This is a genomic window from Amycolatopsis sp. GM8 (assembly GCF_021653975.1).
Classification (GTDB): domain Bacteria; phylum Actinomycetota; class Actinomycetes; order Mycobacteriales; family Pseudonocardiaceae; genus Amycolatopsis_E.
The window spans coordinates 766,042-786,747 of sequence record NZ_JAJKFK010000001.1 but is presented as its reverse complement, the minus strand read 5'-3'; the positions used below and the strand labels follow the sequence as shown (position 1 = coordinate 786,747).

General features: G+C 70.4%; 15 protein-coding genes. 7 read left to right on the top strand and 8 right to left on the bottom strand.

Annotated features, from left to right (window positions below):
* Positions 1 to 48 precede the first annotated feature (48 nt).
* The 3 genes from gltB to LOZ83_RS03730 all read left to right on the top strand — a co-directional run bounded on the left by gltB (position 49) and on the right by LOZ83_RS03730 (position 7,730).
* Positions 49 to 4,659 (top strand): glutamate synthase large subunit, encoded by a 4,611-nt coding sequence (gene gltB, locus LOZ83_RS03740; RefSeq protein ID WP_236788760.1) that lies wholly within the window; start codon positions 49 to 51, stop codon positions 4,657 to 4,659.
* Complete coding sequence (locus LOZ83_RS03735) at positions 4,652 to 6,160, top strand: glutamate synthase subunit beta (protein ID WP_236788759.1); 1,509 nt, start codon at positions 4,652 to 4,654, stop codon at positions 6,158 to 6,160. Before gltB ends, LOZ83_RS03735 begins: the two co-directional genes overlap by 8 nt.
* A gap of 178 nt (positions 6,161 to 6,338) precedes the next feature.
* The gene (locus tag LOZ83_RS03730) at positions 6,339 to 7,730 is read left to right on the top strand and encodes a class II 3-deoxy-7-phosphoheptulonate synthase (RefSeq protein WP_236788758.1); all 1,392 of its coding nucleotides are present in this window, start codon (positions 6,339 to 6,341) and stop codon (positions 7,728 to 7,730) included.
* A 17-nt stretch (positions 7,731 to 7,747) separates the two neighbouring features.
* Here the strand turns inward: LOZ83_RS03730 and LOZ83_RS03725 are convergent, their stop codons facing one another.
* The 3 genes from LOZ83_RS03725 to LOZ83_RS03715 form a co-directional block, all read right to left on the bottom strand.
* On the bottom strand, positions 7,748 to 8,302 hold the full coding sequence (locus LOZ83_RS03725) for a 2'-5' RNA ligase family protein (protein WP_236788757.1): 555 nt from the start codon (positions 8,300 to 8,302) through the stop codon (positions 7,748 to 7,750).
* A 31-nt stretch (positions 8,303 to 8,333) separates the two neighbouring features.
* Entirely contained in the window at positions 8,334 to 9,638 is a 1,305-nt protein-coding gene (locus tag LOZ83_RS03720; RefSeq protein WP_236788756.1) for a wax ester/triacylglycerol synthase family O-acyltransferase, read from the bottom strand.
* Positions 9,639 to 9,832: 194 nt separating this feature from the next.
* Entirely contained in the window at positions 9,833 to 11,815 is a 1,983-nt protein-coding gene (locus LOZ83_RS03715; RefSeq protein ID WP_236788755.1) for a Stk1 family PASTA domain-containing Ser/Thr kinase, read from the bottom strand.
* Positions 11,816 to 11,938: 123 nt separating this feature from the next.
* Here LOZ83_RS03715 and LOZ83_RS03710 point away from each other — a divergent pair, with 123 nt between their 5' ends.
* Positions 11,939 to 12,307, top strand: a complete 369-nt coding sequence (locus LOZ83_RS03710) for an Rv2175c family DNA-binding protein (protein ID WP_236788754.1) — start codon at positions 11,939 to 11,941, stop codon at positions 12,305 to 12,307.
* Between the two features lie 663 nt (positions 12,308 to 12,970).
* Here the strand turns inward: LOZ83_RS03710 and LOZ83_RS03705 are convergent.
* Genes LOZ83_RS03705 through LOZ83_RS03695 form a run of 3 tightly spaced genes read right to left on the bottom strand, consistent with a single transcriptional unit; the run spans position 12,971 to position 16,288 of the window.
* Positions 12,971 to 13,759, bottom strand: coding sequence for an LLM class F420-dependent oxidoreductase (locus tag LOZ83_RS03705; protein ID WP_236788753.1), 789 nt, complete (start codon positions 13,757 to 13,759; stop codon positions 12,971 to 12,973).
* A 9-nt stretch (positions 13,760 to 13,768) separates the two neighbouring features.
* Positions 13,769 to 15,223: a phytoene desaturase family protein gene (gene crtI, locus LOZ83_RS03700; protein WP_236788752.1), complete on the bottom strand. Its 1,455-nt coding sequence runs from the start codon at positions 15,221 to 15,223 to the stop codon at positions 13,769 to 13,771.
* On the bottom strand, positions 15,224 to 16,288 hold the full coding sequence (locus tag LOZ83_RS03695; RefSeq protein WP_236788751.1) for a polyprenyl synthetase family protein: 1,065 nt from the start codon (positions 16,286 to 16,288) through the stop codon (positions 15,224 to 15,226).
* Between the two features lie 77 nt (positions 16,289 to 16,365).
* On the opposite strand from LOZ83_RS03695, the gene LOZ83_RS03690 reads away from it, so the two are divergent.
* Complete coding sequence (locus LOZ83_RS03690) at positions 16,366 to 17,133, top strand: PIG-L family deacetylase (protein ID WP_236788750.1); 768 nt, start codon at positions 16,366 to 16,368, stop codon at positions 17,131 to 17,133.
* On the opposite strand, the gene LOZ83_RS03685 is transcribed toward LOZ83_RS03690, so the two are convergent.
* On the bottom strand, positions 17,126 to 17,929 hold the full coding sequence (locus LOZ83_RS03685; RefSeq protein WP_236788749.1) for a serine peptidase: 804 nt from the start codon (positions 17,927 to 17,929) through the stop codon (positions 17,126 to 17,128). The two genes, LOZ83_RS03690 and LOZ83_RS03685, sit on opposite strands and share 8 nt — an antisense overlap.
* A gap of 85 nt (positions 17,930 to 18,014) precedes the next feature.
* On the opposite strand from LOZ83_RS03685, the gene LOZ83_RS03680 reads away from it, so the two are divergent.
* Entirely contained in the window at positions 18,015 to 18,737 is a 723-nt protein-coding gene (locus tag LOZ83_RS03680; protein WP_236788748.1) for a helix-turn-helix domain-containing protein, read from the top strand.
* Here the strand turns inward: LOZ83_RS03680 and LOZ83_RS03675 are convergent.
* A complete protein-coding gene (locus LOZ83_RS03675) occupies positions 18,687 to 19,547 on the bottom strand; it encodes a LysR family transcriptional regulator (protein WP_236788747.1) in 861 nt (286 codons plus the stop codon). The two genes, LOZ83_RS03680 and LOZ83_RS03675, sit on opposite strands and share 51 nt — an antisense overlap.
* A 111-nt stretch (positions 19,548 to 19,658) precedes the next feature.
* Here LOZ83_RS03675 and LOZ83_RS03670 point away from each other — a divergent pair, with 111 nt between their 5' ends.
* Positions 19,659 to 20,660 carry a bile acid:sodium symporter family protein gene (locus tag LOZ83_RS03670; protein WP_236788746.1) on the top strand — a complete coding sequence of 334 codons (1,002 nt, stop codon included), beginning with the start codon at positions 19,659 to 19,661 and terminating at the stop codon, positions 20,658 to 20,660.
* Positions 20,661 to 20,706 lie beyond the last annotated feature (46 nt).

Sequence of the window (20,706 nt, the reverse complement as noted above, 5' to 3'; positions counted from 1 at the left end):
ACCGGGGGAACTTTCCGCAAGCACGACGACGACGAAGGAGGTCCCCGTATGATCTTCTCCGCCAATCCAGGCAAGCAAGGTCTGTACGACCCTGCCACAGAGCAGGATTCCTGCGGTGTCGCCATGGTGGCCGACATCCGCGGACGGCGTTCGCACGCCATCGTCACCGACGGCCTGACGGCGCTGACGAACCTCGACCACCGCGGTGCCGCGGGTGCCGAACCGACGTCGGGGGACGGCGCGGGCATCCTGCTGCAACTGCCCGACGCGCTGCTGCGCGCGGTGACCAGCTTCGAGCTGCCGCTGCCGGATTCGCATGGGCAGCACCGGTACGCGGCGGGAATAGCCTTCCTGCCGATGGACGCCGAGGCGCGCATGAAGGCCGTCTCCCTCATCGAGCGGCTGGCCGACGAGGAGAGCCTCGACGTGCTCGGCTGGCGCGACGTGCCGGCCGACGCGGAAGCCGCCGGCATCGGCCCCACGGCCCGGTCGGTGATGCCGCATTTCGCGATGCTGTTCGTCGCGGGCAAGCCCGACGCGAGCGGGGCCCGCCCGTCCGGTGTGGACCTGGACCGGCTCACGTTCTGCCTGCGCAAGCGTGCCGAGCACGACAGCATGAGCGCCACGGCCGACGGCGCCGACGGTGTCTACTTCCCGTCGCTGTCCGCGCGCACGTTGGTGTACAAGGGAATGCTCACGCCCGAGCAGCTGCCGGCGTTCTTCGCCGACCTGCGGGACGAGCGGCTCACCAGTGCGATCGCCCTGGTGCACTCCCGGTTTTCCACCAACACCTTCCCGTCGTGGCCGCTGGCGCACCCGTTCCGTTACGTGGCGCACAACGGCGAGATCAACACCGTCCGCGGCAACCGCAACCGGATGCGGGCCCGCGAGGCGCTGCTGCGGTCCGACCTGATCCCCGGTGACCTGTCGCGGCTGTATCCCATCTGCTCGCCGGACGCCTCGGACTCCGCGTCCTTCGACGAGGTGCTGGAACTGCTGCATCTGGGCGGGCGCAGCCTGCCGCACGCGGTGCTGATGATGATCCCCGAGGCGTGGGAGAACACCCCGGTCGGCGACCGGAACGAGACGACGGCCGCGATGTCCGCCGAACTTCGCGCGTTCTACCAGTTCCACGCCAACCTGACCGAGCCGTGGGACGGTCCCGCCTGCGTGACCTTCACCGACGGCACGCTCGTCGGCGCGGTGCTCGACCGCAACGGCCTGCGCCCGGCGCGCTGGTGGCGCACCGCCGACGACAGGGTGGTGCTGGCCAGCGAGGCCGGCGTGCTCGACGTGGCGCCGGAGAACGTCGTGGCCAAGGGCCGGCTCAAACCCGGCCGGATGTTCCTGGTGGACACCGAGGCCGGCCGGCTGGTCGACGACAACGAGGTCAAGACCGGGCTGGCCCGCAAGCACCCGTACGCGGACTGGGTGCACGCGGGCCTGCTGCAGCTGGCCGAGCTGCGCGACCGCGATCACGTGACGCAGAGCCATGATTCGGTGCTCCGCCGCCAGCTTTCCTTCGGCTACACCGAAGAAGAGGTCAAGATCCTGCTGACGCCGATGGCGCGCAACGGTGCCGAGCCGATCGGCTCGATGGGCACCGACACCCCGCCCGCGGTGCTGTCCCAGCGATCCCGCCAGCTCTACGACTACTTCAAGCAGGGCTTCGCGCAGGTGACCAACCCGCCGCTGGACGCGATCCGCGAGGAGCTGGTCACGTCGATGAGCCGGATCATGGGCCCCGAGTGCAACCTGCTCGAGCCCGGACCGGCCTCGTGCCGGCACATCGAGCTGCCCTTCCCGGTCATCGACAACGACGAGCTGGCCAAGCTCATCCACATCAACGACGACGGCGACCTGCCCGGCTTCGCCTGTACCGTCCTTTCCGGACTGTTCGAAGTGGACGGTGGAGGCGAGGCGCTGCGGGCGGCGATCGAGCGCGTGCGCCGCGAGGCGTCCGAGGCGATCGCGGCCGGCGCCCGCACGCTCGTGCTGTCCGATCGCGACTCCGACCACCGGATGGCGCCGATCCCGTCGCTGCTGCTGGTGTCCGCGGTACACCACCATCTGGTGCGCACCAAGGAAAGACTGCGCGTCGCGCTGGTCGTGGAGAGCGGCGACGCCCGCGAGGTGCACCACATCGCGCTGCTGCTGGGTTACGGCGCCGCCGCGGTGAACCCGTACCTGGCCTTCGAGACGATCGAGGACCTGATCAACCAGGGCATGCTGACCGGCGTCGACCCGCGCCACGCGCTGCGCAACTACGTCAAGGCGCTGGTCAAGGGCGTCCAGAAGATCATGTCCAAAATGGGCATCTCGACGGTGAGCGCTTACACCGCCGCCCAGGTCTTCGAATCCCTTGGCCTGTCCCAGGATGTGCTCGACGAGTACTTCACCGGCACGGTGTCGAAGCTCGGCGGCGTCGGGCTCGAGGTGCTCGCCGAGGAGGTCGCGGTCCGGCATCGCCGCGCGTACCCGGACAACCCGGCCGAGCGTTCGCACCGGCGGCTGGACACCGGCGGCGAGTACGCCTACCGCCGCGAGGGTGAGCTGCACCTGTTCACCCCGGAGACGGTTTTCCTGCTGCAGCACGCGGCCACGACCCGCCGGGACGAGGCGTACCGTGCGTACACCGAGGAAGTCCACCGGCTGGCGCGGGAAGGCGGGCTGCTGCGCGGAATGTTCAAGTTCCGTAGCGGCGAGCGCTCACCGGTGCCCATCGACGAGGTCGAGTCGATCGAGTCGATCTGCAAGCGCTTCAACACCGGCGCGATGTCCTACGGCTCGATTTCCGCCGAGGCGCACCAGACGCTGGCCATCGCGATGAACCGGATCGGCGGCCGCTCCAACACCGGCGAGGGCGGCGAGGATCCCGAACGTCTCTATGACCCGGAGCGGCGCAGCGCGATCAAACAGGTCGCGAGTGGACGGTTCGGCGTGACGAGCGAATACCTCGTCAACGCCGACGACATCCAGATCAAGATGGCGCAGGGCGCGAAACCCGGTGAGGGCGGCCAGCTCCCGCCGAACAAGGTGTACCCGTGGATCGCGCGCACCCGGCACTCGACGCCGGGCGTCGGGCTCATTTCCCCGCCGCCGCATCACGACATCTATTCGATCGAAGACCTGGCCCAGCTGATCCACGATCTCAAGAACGCCAACGAAAACGCCCGCATCCACGTGAAGCTGGTCAGCTCGCTCGGAGTAGGGACGGTCGCGGCTGGAGTTTCCAAGGCGCACGCCGACGTGGTGCTCATCTCCGGGCACGACGGTGGCACCGGTGCCTCGCCGATGAACTCGCTCAAGCACGCCGGTACGCCGTGGGAGATCGGGCTCGCGGAAACTCAGCAAACCTTGATGCTCAACGGTTTGCGGGACCGGATCACCGTGCAGGTGGACGGCGCCATGAAGACCGGGCGTGACGTGGTGATCGCCGCGCTGCTCGGCGCCGAGGAGTACGGCTTCGCGACGGCGCCGCTCGTCGTCGCGGGCTGCGTCATGATGCGCGTCTGTCATCTCGACACCTGTCCCGTCGGTGTCGCGACGCAGAGCCCGGACCTGCGCAAGCGGTACACCGGTCAGGCCGACCACGTCGTGAACTACTTCCGGTTCGTGGCGCAGGAAGTCCGGGAAACCCTTGCCGCGCTGGGGTTCCGCACGCTCGACGAGGCGATCGGCCGGGCCGACGCGCTCGACGTCGACGAAGCGGTCGAGCACTGGAAGGCCAATGGTCTGGACCTTTCGCCGATCTTCGAAATGCCCGCGGAGACGCCCTACGGTGGCGCGCGGCGGAAGGTCCGCGAGCAGAACCACGGCCTCGAGCACGCGCTGGACCGCACGCTCATCCAGCTCGCCGAGGCGGCGCTGGAGGACGCGCACCAGGTGAACATCGAACTGCCGGTGCGCAACGTCAACCGGACCGTGGGCACGCTGCTCGGTTCGGAGATCACCCGCCGCTACGGCGGCGAAGGCCTGCCGGACGGCACGATCCACGTGCGACTCACCGGTTCGGCCGGGCAGTCGCTCGGCGCGTTCCTGCCGCGCGGCGTGACGCTCGAGATGATCGGCGACGCCAACGACTACGTCGGCAAGGGCCTGTCCGGCGGGCGGATCGTCGTCCGCCCGCACGAGGACGCGAAATTCGTCGCGGAGCGGCAGGTGATCGCGGGCAACACGCTCGCATACGGCGCGACCGGCGGCGAGATGTTCCTGCGCGGCCAGGTCGGGGAGCGGTTCTGTGTGCGTAACTCCGGCGCGGTCGTGGTCGCCGAGGGCGTGGGCGATCACGCGTTCGAGTACATGACCGGCGGCCGTGCGGTGGTGCTCGGCCCGACCGGGCGGAACCTGGCGGCCGGGATGTCCGGCGGCATCGGCTACGTGCTGGATCTGGACCGCGCCCGGGTCAACGGCGACATGGTCGATCTGCTGCCGCCCGAGCCCGAGGATCTGGTGTGGCTCAAGGAGATCGTGACGCGGCACCGCGAGCTGACGGGTTCGTCGGTGGCCGCTTCGCTGCTCGGCGACTGGCCGCGGCGGTCGGCGTCGTTCACGAAGGTCATGCCGCGTGACTACGCGCGGGTACTGGAGGCAATGAAGACGGCGAAAGCAATGGGGCGCGACGTCGACGAGGCAGTGATGGAGGCCGCTCGTGGCTGACCCCCGTGGTTTTCTGAAGTTCGACCGGGAAGAGCCGGCTAAGCGCCCGCGGACGGAACGGGTGCGGGACTGGCGCGAGGTCTACGACCTCACGCCGCCGGACGAGCGCAACGCCGAGGTGCGTCACCAGGCGACCCGGTGCATGGACTGCGGTATCCCGTTCTGTCACTCGGGAAGTGCCGGCTGCCCGCTGGGCAACCTGATTCCCGAGTGGAACGACCTTGTCCGGCAAGGACATTGGGCGGCCGCGAGCGACCGTCTCCATGCGACGAACAACTTCCCCGAGTTCACCGGGAAGCTGTGCCCGGCGCCGTGCGAAGCGGGCTGTGTGCTGGCCATCTCGCCGATGTCCGGCGGTGCCGTCACGATCAAACGGGTCGAGGCGACGATCGCGGACGTCTCCTGGGAGAAGGGTCTCGTCGAGCCGCTGGTGGCCGAGGTCTCCTCGGGACAGCGGGTGGCGGTGGTCGGCTCCGGACCGGCCGGTCTGGCGGCGGCGCAGCAGCTGACCAGGGCCGGGCACGAGGTGACCGTGTTCGAGCGGGACGACCGGCTCGGCGGGCTGCTGCGGTACGGGATCCCGGCGTTCAAGATGGAGAAGAAGCACCTCGACCGGCGGCTCGCGCAGCTGCGCAAGGAGGGCACCCAGTTCGTCACCGGGTGCGAGGTCGGGGTGGACCTGACCGTCGAGGACCTGCGGGCGCAGTACGACGCGGTGGTGCTCGCGGTCGGCGCGCTGCGTGGCCGGGACGACACGGTCACCCCCGGCCGGGAGCTGGCCGGCGTTCATCTCGCGATGGAACACCTGGTGCAGGCCAACAGGCAGGTCGAGGGCGACGGCCCACCGGAGATCGACGCGGCGGGCAAGCATGTCGTGGTCATCGGCGGCGGGGACACCGGCGCCGACTGCTACGGCACCGCGACCCGGCAGGGCGCGCTGTCGGTGACCCAGCTGGACCAGTACCCGTTGCCGCCGGAAACGCGGGACGACGACGTGTCGCCGTGGCCGACCTGGCCGTACATCCTGCGCACGTATCCCGCGCACGACGAGGGGGGCGAGCGGAAGTTCGGGGTCGCGGTGAAGCGTTTCGTCGGCGACGACGGGGGCCGCGTGCGGGCGATCGAGCTGCAGCAGGTGCGCGTCTCGCGGGACCCGGAGACGGGCGTGCGGGAGGTCGTGCCGGTGAGCGACGAGGTCGAGGAGATCCCGGCGGACCTGGTGCTGCTGGCGATCGGCTTCGACGGTGTCGAGGAGATGCGCCTGCTGGACGACCTGGGCATCGAGCTGACGCGCAACGGCCGGGTTTCGTGCGGCACCGACTGGCAGACGGACGCCCCCGGCGTCTTCGTCTGCGGCGACGCGCATCGGGGCGCCTCGCTGGTGGTCTGGGCGATCGCCGAAGGCCGTTCCGTGGCCAATGCGGTGGACCAGTACCTGACCGGCGGCAGCGACCTGCCCGCCCCCGTGCACCCGACCGCCCTGCCGCTGGCCGTGGTGTAGCGGCGCGACTGTCGAACTCGCCGTCGCCAACGTCGGACTCGCAGGCACCACGGCGAGTCCGACGTTCAGGACGATGAGCCGTACGTTCGGGACGGCGAGTTCTGCGTCCGGGACCTACGAGCAAGTCTTGACCGGACGCGGCTGAGGGCGGCGGAGGCAGGCGAATATCCTGGTGGCTGTGAACTGGACTGTGGATGTCCCCGTCGACACCCTTCCCGAGCTGCCCCCGCTTCCGCCCGAGCTGCGTGCGCGGCTCGACGACGCGTTGTCCCGCCCCGCCGCGCAGCAGCCGGAGTGGCCGGATGCGGACGCGACCCGGCGGGTCCGTGCCGTGCTCGAAAGCGTGCCGCCGATCACGGTGCCCGTCGAGATCGACCGGCTGCGCGAGCGGCTCGGGATGGTCGCGCGCGGCGAGGCGTTCATGCTGCAGGGCGGCGACTGTGCGGAGACGTTCGAGTCCAACACCGAGCCGCACATCCGCGCGAACCTGCGCACGCTGCTGCAGATGGCGGTGGTCCTGACCTACGGGGCGAGCCTGCCGGTGGTGAAGGTCGGCCGGATCGCGGGGCAGTACGCCAAGCCGCGGTCGAACGCCCTCGACGCGCTGGGCCTGCCGGTCTACCGCGGCGACATCGTCAACTCGCTGGTCGCGAAGCCGGAGCTGCGGATCCCGGACCCGGGCCGGATGATCCGGGCGTACGCCAACGCCGGTGCGGCGATGAACCTGGTGCGCGCGCTCACCGCGTCCGGCCTGGCGGACCTGGCCCAGGTGCACGACTGGAACAAGGACTTCGTGCGCACCTCGCCCGCGGGTGAGCGGTACGAGGCGCTGGCCGGCGAGATCGACCGCGGCCTGCGGTTCATGTCGGCGTGCGGGGTGACGGACACGTCGCTGCACACCACGGAGATCTTCGCCAGCCACGAGGCGCTGCTGCTCGACTACGAGCGGGCCCTGCTGCGGCTGGACAACGCGGACGCGGCGAACCCGAAGCTGTACAACCTGTCGTCCCACTTCCTGTGGGTCGGCGAGCGCACCCGGCAGCTCGACGGCGCGCACATCGCGTTCGCGGAGCTACTGGCCAACCCGATCGGGGTGAAGATCGGCCCGACGACCACCCCGGACCAGGCGGTGGACTACGTCGAACGGCTCGACCCGCGCAACGAGCCGGGGCGCCTGACGCTGATCTCGCGGATGGGCAACGGGAAGGTGCGCGAGGTGCTGCCCGCGATCGTGGAGAAGGTCGAGGCCACCGGGCACAAGGTCATCTGGCAGTGCGACCCCATGCACGGGAACACGCACGAGTCGTCCACCGGGTACAAGACGCGGCACTTCGACCGGATCATCGACGAGGTGCAGGGCTTCTTCGAGGTGCACCACAAGCTCGGCAGCTACCCCGGCGGCATCCACGTCGAGCTGACCGGCGAGGACGTGACCGAGTGCCTGGGCGGTGCGCAGGAGATCTCGGAGCTGGACCTGGGCGGCCGCTACGAGACGGCCTGCGACCCGCGGCTGAACACGCAGCAGAGCCTGGAGCTGGCCTTCCTTGTCGCCGAAATGCTCCGCGGCTGACACCACGCCGCCCGCCGTCAGGCGAGCGGGAACTCGGTGATGGTGCGCCAGGGGCCGAATTCGTCCTCGCCGGCCACCAGCCGGACGCGGTCGATCCTGGCGTGCACCGGCAGGTGCGCGGCGATATCCGCGGCGATGCGCTGTTTGCCCGCCGCGTCACCGCTGCGGCTGTCGGCCACCGTCAGGTGCGGCACCGTGTCCGGATGTTCGCCGGCATAAGGCAAATGTGCCGGAAAGCGCTTACAGACCGCCGCGGTCAGTGCGCGAAAATGCTCGTCCGGCTTGGGTTCCAGCCATACGACGTCGGCACCGAACCATTTGACTTGCGTGAAAGCGCACTCGAACGCCGCGATCTCGGCCAGTGCGGCCGCGAGTTCACCGAACGTCTCCGGCCCGATCCTGTTCGGATGGACGAATGGGTACAGCACTGTGACGTGTGTCGGCACTGTGGACACCGGCGCGTCACCGAGGGTGCGCCGATGCGCCGTCACCAGCGGTTCGGTCTCGGGAACCGGGACGATGAGCGCGCTACGTGTCGCGCGCGAAAGCCAGGCGGCAGTGGGGACCGGCATGACTCAATTCTGACGCACCAAGGTCACAAAGTCAGACGGATCGTTCATATAGTTCCGCGGCCGACTTCAGCACCGCGTCCCGCAGCGAGCCGATGTCGGCCACCGCGGCACCGTTCGCCTGGAGTCCAATGTGGACCGAGCCGCGGTACGTCGCCGCCGCGATGCCGACCGCGTGCCGCGACGCCAGCGGTACCAGCGGGTAGACCTCCCGCAGCGGGGCACCGTCGAACGTGAGGTCCAGCTTCGGCAGCGGCACGTTGGTGATCACCGTGTCGAACAGCAACCCCGCGGCCTGCCCGGCGAAACGCGTCGCCAGCCGGTGCACCTGGGCCGGGATCCGCCCCGCCAGCACGGGAATCGCGCCGGCCCCGGCGAGTGGCCCGGCCGCCTTGTTGGCGTCCATCGCCGCGCGGATCCCGGTGAGCCGCTCGACCGGGTCCTCCACGTGCACCGGCAGTTCGCACAGGTAGCCGGAAAGCTGGTTCGCCGACGCCCCGCCGCCCCGCCCGCGCGTGCTGACCGGGATCAGCGCCCGCACCGGGCGCCCCGCGGCCTGGCCCCGATCGGACATCCAGCGCCGTAACGCGCCCGAAAGCACCGCGAGCAGCGCGTCGTTGTCCGTTCCGCCGTGCACGTTCCGGATCGCCCGGATGTCGGTGCCTTCCAGCCGGACGAACCCGAGCCGCCGGGTGGCCGAATTCGGTGCCGCCAAAGGCGAAACCGGGTACGGCCGGGCGGCGCGCAGCATGGCCGACGCGATCCCGACGTTCTCGCCGGCCTCGCTGATCCGGCCCTTCACCGCGGCCAGCGGCGAGCGCGGGCGCGGCACCTTCTCGGCCGCCGCCATGAGGGTCGCGGTGACGGGCAGTTCGTCCAGCAGGCCGGCGGCGACGGCAAAAGCACCGGCACCATCCGTGAGCGCATGGTGCAGCTTGAGCAGCAGCGCGAACCTGCCGCCGGACAGCCCGGTCACCACGCGTGCCTGCCACGGCGGGCGGCGCAGGTCCAGCGGCTCCTCGATCCATTGCGCCGTATGGGAAGCGAGCGCCTCGTCGCGGCACTGACCGTGCAGCTCGCGCACCTGGATATGACGTTCCGCGTCGAATGCCGGATCCTCGATCCAGCGCGCGCCACCGAGCGGCAGCACCGTGGTGCTGGCCCGGCGCCGCAGCCGGGGCACCCGCGCCGCTCGTTCGGCCAGCAGGGTCGCGATCCGCGACGGCGGGATCTCCTCGTCCGGTGAAAAGATCACCACCGCGCCCATGTGCATGGGGGAGGTTTCCCCCTCCAGGCAGAGAAATGCGACATCGAGCCCACTGAGCTGGCGGCCGGGCATAGGCGACCTTTCTGTGGTCGTTTTTTCAGCAAAGGATGGGGCAACTACTGCAGCGCACCGACATGACGAGAGCGTAGTCGTTGTGTTTCGCCCGCGCTAACAGCGGCCTTTCTTCACTCTAAAGGACGACCCACTGTCCATAAAGGACAGCTGTGTATTGAAAGGGATTTCGCTTTCCGGCCGGCTACGGTTGATCAGGGAAAGGTTTTCAGCGCCACCTTGCTGCCTTTTTTGACCACTTGACCCGGCTGCGGATCCTGCTGAATCACGAAACCGAACCCACCTTTGTCCCGGCCGCGCCCGCCCTGGTCGCCGCCGCTCTTGAAGTCCGGCTGCAGCCCGGCCTGCTGGAGGATCTGGATCGCGTCCTGGATCTGCCGGCCGACCACGGACGGCACCTGCACGGCGTTGTTGGTGAACACGCCGACCCGCATGGTGCCGTCGGAGACCGAGCTGTTGGCCGCCGGGTTCGTCTTCGTGACCGCGCCCGCGGGCACGTCCTTGGAGAACTCGTTGCCCGCGTCGAACGGCTGGAAACCGGCCTGCTGCAGGGTCGCGAACGCCTGGTCGTGCGGCAGCCCGACGACGTCGGGCACCGGCTGCGGCGGCGGGCCCTTCGACACGATGACCGACACCGGCGCGTTCACGTCCAGCTGGGTACCCGGCTTCGGGTCCACCCGGATGACGTTCCCGCTGACCACCGTGTTGCTGAACTGGTCGGCGTTCGCGTCGTGCTGCGGGATCAGCTCGGCCGCGATGAGCGCGCTCTCCGCCTGCGTGAGCGACGTGCTGGTGCCGATGTCGGGCACCGTCGGGCGCCCGGCGGACAGCACGACGGTCACGCTGCTCCCGCGCACGGCGCCCGTCCCGGTCGCCGGATCGGTGCGTACGGCGAGGCCCGCGGCCACGCTGTTGTTGCGCTGCTGGGTGAATTTGGGGCTGAACCCGGCGTCGGTCAGCGTTTTCGCCGCGGTCGCCTGGTCCATCCCGGCGACCTGCGGGATGGAGCTGCTGCTGACCGAGGTCGGCCCGGCGGTGACCCACCAGATCCCGATCCCGAACAGCACGATCGCGATCGCCGCGAGTGACCAGATCAGCGCGGGGCGCCCGGTTCCGCCGTCCGGCTGCGGTTCTTCCGGCGGAACGGGCGGCGACGTGTGGGAGAACCTGGGCGGGGGAGGCGCCATCGGGATCGCCCGCGTGCCGCGCGGTCCGCTGACCGGCGCGGTGTTGCCGACCGGAGCGAACGCCGGGATGGTGGTTTCCGCGTCCGGCAAGGGTTCCGGCTTGCCCGGCACCGGGACGGCGACCGGCGCCATGCCGAGCGCGGCCCTGATCTGCCGCAGCTCCTGCAGGAACGCGCCCGCGTCGGCCGGCCGTGCTTCGGGGTCGCGACGGGTGGCGCGCAGTACGAGGTCGTCGATCGCGGGCGGGATGCCCGGTGTGACGATGCCCGGGGCGGGCACGTCGTCGTTGACATGCCGGTACGCCACGGAAATCGCGGTGTCGCCGGTGTAGGGGGCCTGGCCGGTGAGCATCTCGTACAGCACGATCCCGGCCGAGTACACGTCGCCGCGCTCGGCGGCGAGACCGGTGGTGACCTGCTCGGGCGCGAGGTAGGCGACGGTGCCGAGGATGATGCTGGAGCTGGTGGTGCCCGAGCTCGCGACGGCGCGCACGAGACCGAAGTCGGCGACCTTCACCACACCCGTCGGCGGCGTGCCGGTACGCCCGATCAGCACGTTCTCCGGCTTGACATCGCGGTGCACGAGACCGGCGGTGTGCGCGGCGGCCAGCGCGGCGAGCATCTGCTCGGCGATGGTCAGCGTCAGCTGCACGTCGAGCCGGCCGCGCTCCTCCAGCAGGTCACGCAGCGTGCCGCCGTCGACCAGCTCCATCACCAGGAAGACGTGCTCGTCATCGACGCCCTGGTCGTGCACCGTGACGACGTTCGGGTGGTGCAGCTTGGCCGCGGAGCGGGCTTCGCGTTCGAAGCGCTCGACGAACGACCGGTCGTCGGCGAACCGCGGGTCCATGATCTTGATGGCGACGGGGCGGTCCAGCCGGGTGTCGGCACCCCGGTACACCGAGGACATGCCGCCCCTGGCGATCGGTGAGTCGACCCGGTAACGCCGCTCCAGGAGCGTCCCGGCCAGCCCGGTGTCGGTGGTTGTCACGGAGGCGATCGTACGGACTTCCGCCACCCGGGTGGGTAACCCCCGGGCTGCCGGATTGAAGTTTCGTTAACCCAAAGGTTCGATATTGCCCTCGGTGATGCCCGATGTGGCACAGTGTCAGCTGTGAGTGCGATTCCAGTCGCTGATGACGTGCTCGGGCCGGACGTCGCCGTGCTGTCGCTGGCAAAGGTCAGTGAGGCGTTGGGCCAGTCCGTGAACAAGGTGCGGCAGCTGCTGCGTGATGGACAGCTGCTCGCCGTCCGCAGGGACGGCGATCTGTTCGTGCCGGCCGACTTCCTGGCCGGCTCGACCCCGGTGAAGGGTCTGGCGGGCCTGCTGACGCTGCTGCAGGACGCCGGGTTCAGCCGGACGGAAATGCTGCGGTGGCTGTACTCGGCGGACGAGTCCCTGCCGGGGACCACCCCGATCAACGCCCTGCGCACCAACCACGGCACCGAGGTCAAGAGGCGCGCGCAGGCAATGGCGTTCTGAGCGCCAGGTACGTGGCCGCCGCCAGCAGCTGAACCGCGGCCGCCGCGAGCAGGCAGCCGGTGAGCGAGCCGGCCGCCAGGAGGCCCGCGAGCGCCGAAGCCGCGGCGAAGCCGGTGATGGCCGGGTAACGCGCTCAGGGCCGCGCTCGCGGCGAGTACGAGCGTGTTCGCGAGCACCAGCCCGTCCGGCGTCCCGCGCCATGGCCGCCGCGCCAGGAGGGCGTTGCTCGTGAGCGCCGCGATCGCGGCCCCGGCTCGCGCCGCCGCCACGGCTCGCGCCGCTCGGCGCCCAGTAGCGGGCAGCACGACCAGCCCGATGGCCGTCGCCACCGCGGCCGGCGCGCCCAGCCGGTCCGCGACGAGCGCCGGGCCGGTGAGGCTCGCGCCGCTGAACGTCATCGCATCCAGCGCCGTCGCCCGTGCCAGCGGGTGGCCGCCGCGCGGCAGCTGGGAGGTCCAGCCGCCCGCGACGGCCGGGCCGGTGCGGGCGACCGAGCAGTGCGCCGAACACCGGACCGCCGATCGCCGAGGACGCGATCTTCGCGGCGCGAGGCGTGAATCAGGCGGCGGGGCTACTCAACGCCGCGCTGGCCGGGTACGCGCGCCCCGCGCCGCTATGGCTCAGCGCGTTGTGCGACGCGGGAACGTGTTGCCGCGCACCGGGTCAGGAGTTCTGCGCGTCCCGCCAGTCGATCCACTTCTTGAGCGTGGCCAGGTCGTAGTCCGGGCCGCTGACGCCGACGGTGAACAGCGAGACGCCCAGGTCGCGCAGCGTCGGACCGAGCTCGCCCGGCTCGCCGATGACACCCGTCGAGATCTCGATCTCACTCGGGTCGCGGCCGACGTCGGCGCAGTGCTGCTTCAGGATGCCGACCTTGCGCTCGACGATCGCCGGGTCACCGAAGCCGTGCCAGATGTCGGCGTGCTGTGCGACGAGCCGCAGTGTCTTCTTCTCGCCGCCACCACCGATCAGCACCGGGATGTGCCGCGTCGGCGCGGGGTTGAGCTTCGCCAGGCGGGATTCGATCCGCGGCAAGGACTCCGCGAGATCCGCCAGGCGGCTGCCCGCCGTGCCGAACTCGTAGCCGTACTCGTCGTAGTCCTTCTGGAACCAGCCCGCGCCGATGCCGAGGATCAGCCGGCCGTCGCTGATGTGGTCGACGGTGCGCGCCATGTCGGCGAGCAGTTCCGGGTTGCGATAGGTGTTGCACGTGACGAGCGCGCCGATCTGCACACGGGACGTCTGCTCGGCCCAGGCGCCGAGCATCGTCCAGCACTCGAAGTGCTTGCCTTCGGGTTCGCCGCTCAGCGGGTAGAAGTGATCCCAGTTGAAGACGATGTCGGCGCCGAGATCCTCGGCGCGGGCGGCCGTTTCGCGGATGGCCTTGTAGTCGGCGTGCTGGGGCTGGAGCTGCAGGCCCACGCGGACGGGCCGGGTTGCGGCAGAAGTCATGGCCCCAGCTTAAGTGATCATCGTGATCCTCGCGGCGGCGAGACGGCCGGAGATCAGCACCGGTGGGATGCCAACGCCCGGTGTCGTGCCGCAGCCGGCCAGTGCCACGTTTTCCATGCCCCGCACCAGGTTTCGTGGGCGGAATGGTCCCGTTTGGGTGAAGGTGTGCGCCAGCGAGAACGGCGTGCCGGCGGCCAGCCCGCGGTCCGCCCAGTCCCGTGGCGTGACCAGTTCGTCCACTCGGTACGCCTCGCCGAACCCGGTCAGTCCGCGGGAAGCCAGTACCCGCACCAGTTCCTCTCGATAGGCCGGGCCGACGCGGGACCAGTCGATCCGGCCGGCGCGCAGGTTCGGCGCGGGCGCGAGCACGGACACCACCTGCCCGCTCGAGGCCAGCGACGGATCGGTCGCGGTCGGCCGGGTCACCAGCAGCGACGGATCGGACATCAGCCGTCCTTCACGGATGATCTCCGCGAACGTCCTTTTCCAGGCGGCACCGAAGAAAATCGTGTGGTGGCCCAGCTCCGGCCAGCTGCGGCCGGTCCGGCCGTGCATGACCACCGCGGACGGCGAGAACCGCAGCGGAACCGGCCGCCGCGGCCGGGCGCCGAGCAGCCGGTAGGCCGTGGTCAGCTCGGTCGCCAGCACGACCGCGTCGCATTCGATCCGCTCGCCCGCGCGCGTGCGCACCGCCCGCACGCGCCCGGAAACCCTTTCCAGCCAAGCGGCTTCGGTCTTGAACCGCAGCCGCGCACCGGCCCGCTCGGCGGCGTCCGCGAGCACGCGCCCGACCCGGCCCATGCCGCCGAGCGGGTAGTACACGCCCGCGATCGTGTCCATGTACGGGATGACGCCGTACGCGGCGAGCGCGGTCCGCGGGTCCAGACCCGCGTAAAGCGCCTGGAACGAGAACAACCGCCGCAACCGCTCGTCACCGAGGAACCGGCCGATCCGCGGGCCGAGCCGCCCGAATCCGCCCAGTGCGAGCAGTTTCAGCAACTCCGGCCGCGCGAGATCGAGCGGTGAGTCGAAGTTCGCGCCCAGGAAACGGTCCTTCTCGACCGCGTACAGCTCGGTCAGCCACCGGCGCAGCTTCCGGTAGCCGTCGGCCTCACGCGCGCCCGCGAACGCGCGGATCTCCGCTTCCATCGCGTCGCCGTCGGTGCGCACGGCGATCGAGCTGCCGTCGGCGAATCGCGCGTGGTAGGCCGGATCCAGCCGGACGAGCCGCAACGGGTTCGGCTGGCCTGCCGCCGCCAGCGCCTCGTCGAGCAGCTCCGGCATGGTGAGCACGGTCGCGCCCGTGTCCGCCGTGTACCCGTCGTACTCCTGGCCGCCGACCCGCCCGCCCGGCCGGTCTTCCTGTTCCAGCACCGTGACCGCGCGGCCCGCGCCGAGCAGGTGCAGCGCCGCGGACAGGCCGGCGAGCCCGGCCCCGATCACGACGACCTGACCGGTGCGCATTCAGTACGTCCTCTGGGTGGCTCTGGCCGCGAGCCCGGTCAGCGCGGCGGTCGCCGGCTCGGTGAGATCCGCCTTACGCAGAGCCGAAAGCGCGGTACCGGTCAGCTCGTCGATGCGGCGCTCCACAGCGGACACCGCGCCGGCTTCCCGCAACGTCGCACGCACCTGGTCGACCTCCTTTTCGGACAGTGCCGGATTGCCCAGCGCCGCGGTGATGATCCCGGCCTGCGCGGCACCGGCCTGCCGCAGCCCGAGCGCGATCAACAGGGTTCGCTTGCCCTCACGCAGATCGTCGCCCGCGGGCTTGCCGGTGACCGACGGATCGCCGAATACCCCAAGCAGATCGTCGCGCAGCTGGAACGCGATCCCGAGATCGCGGCCGAACTCCCGCAGCGCGGCCACCTGCCCGGCGGGCGCCCCGGCCAGCGCGGCGCCCAGCTGCAACGGCCGTTCCACCGTGTACGCGGCGGTTTTGAGGCGGCTCACCCGCAGCGCCGCCTCGGGTGAGGCGTCCCCGGTGGCCTGCGTGTGGATGTCGAGGTACTGCCCTGCCAGGACTTCCGTCCGCATCGCGCGCCACACCGGGCGCGCCGCGTCGAGGACCCGTTCGGGCAGCGGCGCCGCGCCGAACATGTCGTCGGCCCAGGCGAGCGCGAGGTCGCCGATGAGCACGGCCACCGCGCGCCCGAACGCCGCCGGCATCCCGGACCACTGCTGGGCGGTGTGCAGATCGGCGAACGCGACGTGCACGGTCGGCCGGCCGCGCCGCGAGTCGGAGGAGTCGATGACATCGTCGTGGATGAGCGCGCAGGCCTGCACCAGCTCCAGGCTCGCGACCACCTCCAGCACGCCTTCCGCGTCGGACTCGTCGCCGCCGGTGCCGCGCCAGGCCCACCACGCGAACGTCGGCCGCAGTCGTTTTCCCCCGCGTAGCACGAATTCCGTGAGCGCGTCGACGCCGGAGGCGAACCCGGGTTCGGTCGCCTGGATCTGCTCGCCCGCTTCGCGCAGGAACCGGGCCAGCACGCGCTCGACGCGGCCCGGCAGATCGGCGTCGTGTTCCATGCCCCTATCGTCCGGGCTTCCCGCGACTTTCGCCCGGCGGGGTGGTGACGGTGTGACGACCGACGTAATCTCGCGACGTGGCCTCTCTTGTGACCTTCCATGCCCATCCCGACGACGAATGCATCGTGTGTGGCGGTGTGATGCGCAAAGCCTACGAGGACGGGCACCGCGTCGTGCTCGTCGTCGCCACGCGAGGGGAGAACGGCGAGGTGCCCGAAGGGTTCCTGGCCGAGGGCGAACCGCTGTGGCGGCGCCGGGTGGCCGAAACCGAGGCAGCGGCGGAAATTCTGGGCGTCGCCCGCGTCGAGTTCCTCGGGTACATCGACTCCGGGATGATGGGCGAGCCGGCCAACGACGCGCCCGGGTCGTTCTGGACCGCGGACGTCGAGGAAGCGGCGGAGAAGCTCGCCGCGATCCTGCGCGAGGAGAACGCGGAAGTCCTGACCTGCTACGACGACCATGGGAACTACGGCCACCCCGACCACATCCAGGTACACCGGGTCGGGATGCGCGCGGCCGAGCTCGCCGGCACGCCACGGGTGTTCCAGGCCACCGCGAGCCGCGAGCGGATGATCGCGGGCATGGAGCGGTCCGGGCAGCCCATGCCGCCGCGGGAGCAGCTGCAGGCCGTCGGCACGCCCGAGGCGGAGATCGGAACCGTGGTCGACGTGACGCCGTGGCTGTCCTACAAGCGGCAGGCGATGCGGGCCCACCCCAGCCAGATCAGCGAGGAATCGGCTTTCCTCGCGATGCCGGACGAGGCGTTCGCCGTCGCGTTCGGCACCGAATGGTTCATCCGGCCCGATCAGGAACCGGGCGTCGTCACCGACGACCTGTTCAAGTGATCGAGTCGGCGCCGAAGATCACGCCGGTGACGTCGGTCGAGCGCAGGTAGGCCCCGGGCGTCTGGAACTCCCACATGCCCGCGGTGATGCGGATGTCCTCGTCCACCGCGAACCGCCGCGCCAGCCCGCCGGGCGGGACGGCGGCGATGTCGCCGGGGTCGGCGAGGTTGACCCAGCGGGACACCCGTGGCGGCCGGCGCTCGTCGTCCCCCGGCTCCAGCTGGTCGGCCACGACGCCGGGCATGGCCAGCGGGCTGCCGAGCGTCACGAGCAGGCCGACTTCGCGATTCTGGTGTGCCCAAAGGGATTCGTACGCCACGACACTGCCGAGCGAGTGGGCCACGACGACATCCGGTTCGACCGCGTCGATCGCCTCCGCGACGGTCTGGCGCACAGCCTCACGGGCGTCGGTGTCGGACAGGTACGCGTGCAGCTCGCGGCAGAAGGTCAGCGCGAACAGCCGGGTGGCCGAACCGTGCGTGCGGGCGAGCCAGTCTCCGGCCGCCTCCACGGTCCCGTCGAGCGCGGGGTTCAGCAGCCCGATCCAGTCGAGGAACAGCTGTTGCTCGGCAGGCGCCAGCATCGCCGGGTCCTCGTCCACGGGCGGGCCGGACTCGGGGTGCAGCAGGTGCGCGTAGTACGCGACTCGCAGGTCGACGGACGAGTTCGCGGGCATGGCTGTGCCGAGGTGACGGAACCAGTCCGTCGCGAGTGCGGTCGCCGCCTGTTCGGGCGAACCTGTTCGGCGGTGGTAGCGGTGGGTGCCGATGCCATGCACACCGAGTACCCGGATCATCCGTTCCCCGTTCGTTCTTGGTCGGGACAGGGGAGTAGTCGTTCGGTTACCGGCGACCGTTACCTACCGCGGTCATACTCGGCAGGTGTCGTTCTACCGCGAACGTCAGGGGCCTGGCGTGGTCCGCTGCTGGTGGGAGCAGCGCACGTCGGCCGACGACGTGCAGCGCGTGGTCCCGGACGGCTGCTCGGACGTGATCGTGTCCGCTGACGGCGAAACGCTGGTGGTGGGGCCGACGATGCGGGTCGACCTGGTACCGCTGCCCGAGGGCTCTCACCTGCGCGGTCTCCGGTTCCGGACCGAGGCGCTCGGGCCCCTGCTCCGGCTGCCGGCGCGGGAGTTGCGGGACCGGACGCTGCCGTTGACCGCAGTACTACCCGATCGGGTGGCGCGTGCGGTCGCCGAACAGGTGTGGGCCGGACGCTTCCCGGACGTCCTGCGGCCGGCCCCCGTCGACGCGCGGGTGCGGCGGGCGGTGCGCGAGCTGTGGTCGGCCGAGACGGCGGTCGCCGAAGTCGCCGCCGGACTCGGGCTCACCGAACGGCACCTGCGACGGCTTTTCCTCGACCACACCGGGATCAGCCCGAAGGCGGTGCAGCGGGTCGGCCGGTTCCAGCGTTTCCTGCACGCCGCCGACACGAGCAAAGCCGGGCTGGCGGATCTAGCCGCCGTGGCCGGTTACGCCGACCAGGCTCATCTGACCCGCGAAGTCCGTGCGCTCGCCGGGCTCACCCCGGGCGCGCTCCTCGCCGAACGGTCAGGGCGCGGCGTGCAGCCGGCCGGCGCCGGCCTGGATCGCCTCGGATAACGCGGCCGCGGGGCCGGTCAGCGCCGAACGCCGCGCGCTCAGGATGAAATCGACCGAGCCCGGATCCGGCAGCCCGTGCCCTTCCGGCAGCTCGACGAGACCGTCCGGGACGAGGCTGCGGGCGAACACGACGACGCCGAGCCCCGCCAGCGCCGCGGCGCGCAACCCGTTGAGGCTGCCGCTGGTGCACACGATCCGCGAGTGCTTTCCGTTGCGCTGCAACGCTTCCAGCGCACGCGCGCGGGTGATGCTCGGCGGCGGGTACGCGATCAGCGGCACCGGATCGCCCGGATCCAGCTCGATGCCCGGGCGCCCGGCCCAGACCAGCGGCTCCGTCCACAATGCACCGGCGGCGTCTCCGCCCGCCTGCCGCTTGCACAGCACCAGATCGAGCTCGCCCGCGCGCAGTTGTTCGTGCAGCACACCGGACAGCGCGACGGTCAGCTCCAGGTCGACCTGCGGATGCGAGCGGCGGAACTCGCCGAGGATCTCCGGCAGCGGCCCCGCCACGAAGTCCTCGGAGGCGCCGAATCGCACCCTTCCGCGTAGTTCGGTGCCTGTGAAATAGCTCATAGCGCGGTCGATCGTGTCGATGACGTTGCTCGCGAAACCGAGCATCGCCTCGCCGTCCGGAGTCAGCTCGACCGAATGCGTGTCCCGCACGAAAAGCTGTTGCGTGCTGGCCTGTTCGAGCTTGCGAATGTGCTGGCTGACGGTCGATTGCCGGAGTCCGAGGCGCTGCGCGGCGCGCGTGAAACTGCGGGTCTCGGCGACCACGAGAAAGGTCTTGAGCCACACCGGATCGAGCACGCTGAAAACCGTATATCACGTGCCGTGATAACAGTTATGGCAGCGATCATACTTCACAATCGGTGTGGCCGAACGGATGATCGGGAGATCCAGTGAGCGAAGGGAGCATTCATGCGTGGGGCCGCGCTGCTCACGAAGAGCCGGATCGACCCGTTCATCCTCGCCATCCTGGCCGCGGTGGGCGTCGCCTGCCTGCTGCCGGCGCGGGGTCAGGGCGCCGACATCGCCTCGACCGTGAGCACGATCGGGGTCGGCGCGCTGTTCTTTCTCTACGGGGCGCGACTGTCCACAGCGGAGGCGATGGCCGGGCTCAAGCACTGGCGGCTGCACCTGACCATCCTGGTCGCGACCTTCGTGCTGTTCCCGCTGCTGGGCCTGGGCGCGAAGCTGCTCGTGCCGTCGGTGCTGACCCCGGCGCTGGCGGCCGGCGTGATCTTCCTGTGCGCGCTGCCGTCCACGGTGAACTCCTCGATCGCGTTCACCTCGATCGCGCGCGGCAACGTCGCGGCCGCGATCTGCGCCGCGTCGTTCTCCAGCATCATCGGCATCATCCTCACCCCGCTGCTGGTGGGCCTGCTGCTGCACACGACCGGTTCGGGGTTTTCGCTGCACGCGCTCACGTCGATCGTGCTGCAGCTGCTGGTGCCGTTCGTCGCGGGCCAGCTGCTGCGGCGCTGGATCGGCGGCTGGATCACCGCGCACAAGAAAGTGCTCGGCCGGGCCGACCGCAGTGTCATCCTGATCATCGTCTACACCGCGTTCAGCGAGGGCGTCGTCGCCGGGATCTGGCACCAGCTCAGCTGGCTGTCGCTGGTGGGGCTGCTCGCGGTGAACCTGGTGCTGTTCTTCGTGGTGCTGGGCGTGCTGAAATTCGTCACCCCGCGCCTCGGCTTCTCCCGCGAGGACCGGATCGCGATCATCTTCTGCGGCTCGAAGAAGAGCCTGGCCAGCGGGCTGCCGATGGCCACGGTGCTGTTCCCCGCGCACACCGTGGGGCTGATCGTGCTGCCGCTGATGCTGTTCCACCAGGCCCAGCTGATGATCTGCGCGGTACTCGCCCGCCGCTGGGCCGCCGAAATCCCCGAGGGCGAACTCGCCCCCGCGGGGACGTGACAGTCGACGTGCTCGTTCTGCTCTGGCTGGGCTGAACTCGCTCCTG

Coding starts and splice junctions, on each gene's coding strand:
- LOZ83_RS03720 (WP_236788756.1), bottom strand. CDS start 9,638: ATGCCCGGCCGCCAGCTCAGTGGGCTCGATGTCGCATTTCTCTGCCTG.
- LOZ83_RS03705 (WP_236788753.1), bottom strand. CDS start 13,759: ATGACTTCTGCCGCAACCCGGCCCGTCCGCGTGGGCCTGCAGCTCCAG.
- LOZ83_RS03695 (WP_236788751.1), bottom strand. CDS start 16,288: ATGGAACACGACGCCGATCTGCCGGGCCGCGTCGAGCGCGTGCTGGCC.
- crtI (WP_236788752.1), bottom strand. CDS start 15,223: ATGCGCACCGGTCAGGTCGTCGTGATCGGGGCCGGGCTCGCCGGCCTG.
- LOZ83_RS03685 (WP_236788749.1), bottom strand. CDS start 17,929: ATGATCCGGGTACTCGGTGTGCATGGCATCGGCACCCACCGCTACCAC.
- LOZ83_RS03725 (WP_236788757.1), bottom strand. CDS start 8,302: ATGCCGGTCCCCACTGCCGCCTGGCTTTCGCGCGCGACACGTAGCGCG.
- gltB (WP_236788760.1), top strand. CDS start 49: ATGATCTTCTCCGCCAATCCAGGCAAGCAAGGTCTGTACGACCCTGCC.
- LOZ83_RS03670 (WP_236788746.1), top strand. CDS start 19,659: ATGCGTGGGGCCGCGCTGCTCACGAAGAGCCGGATCGACCCGTTCATC.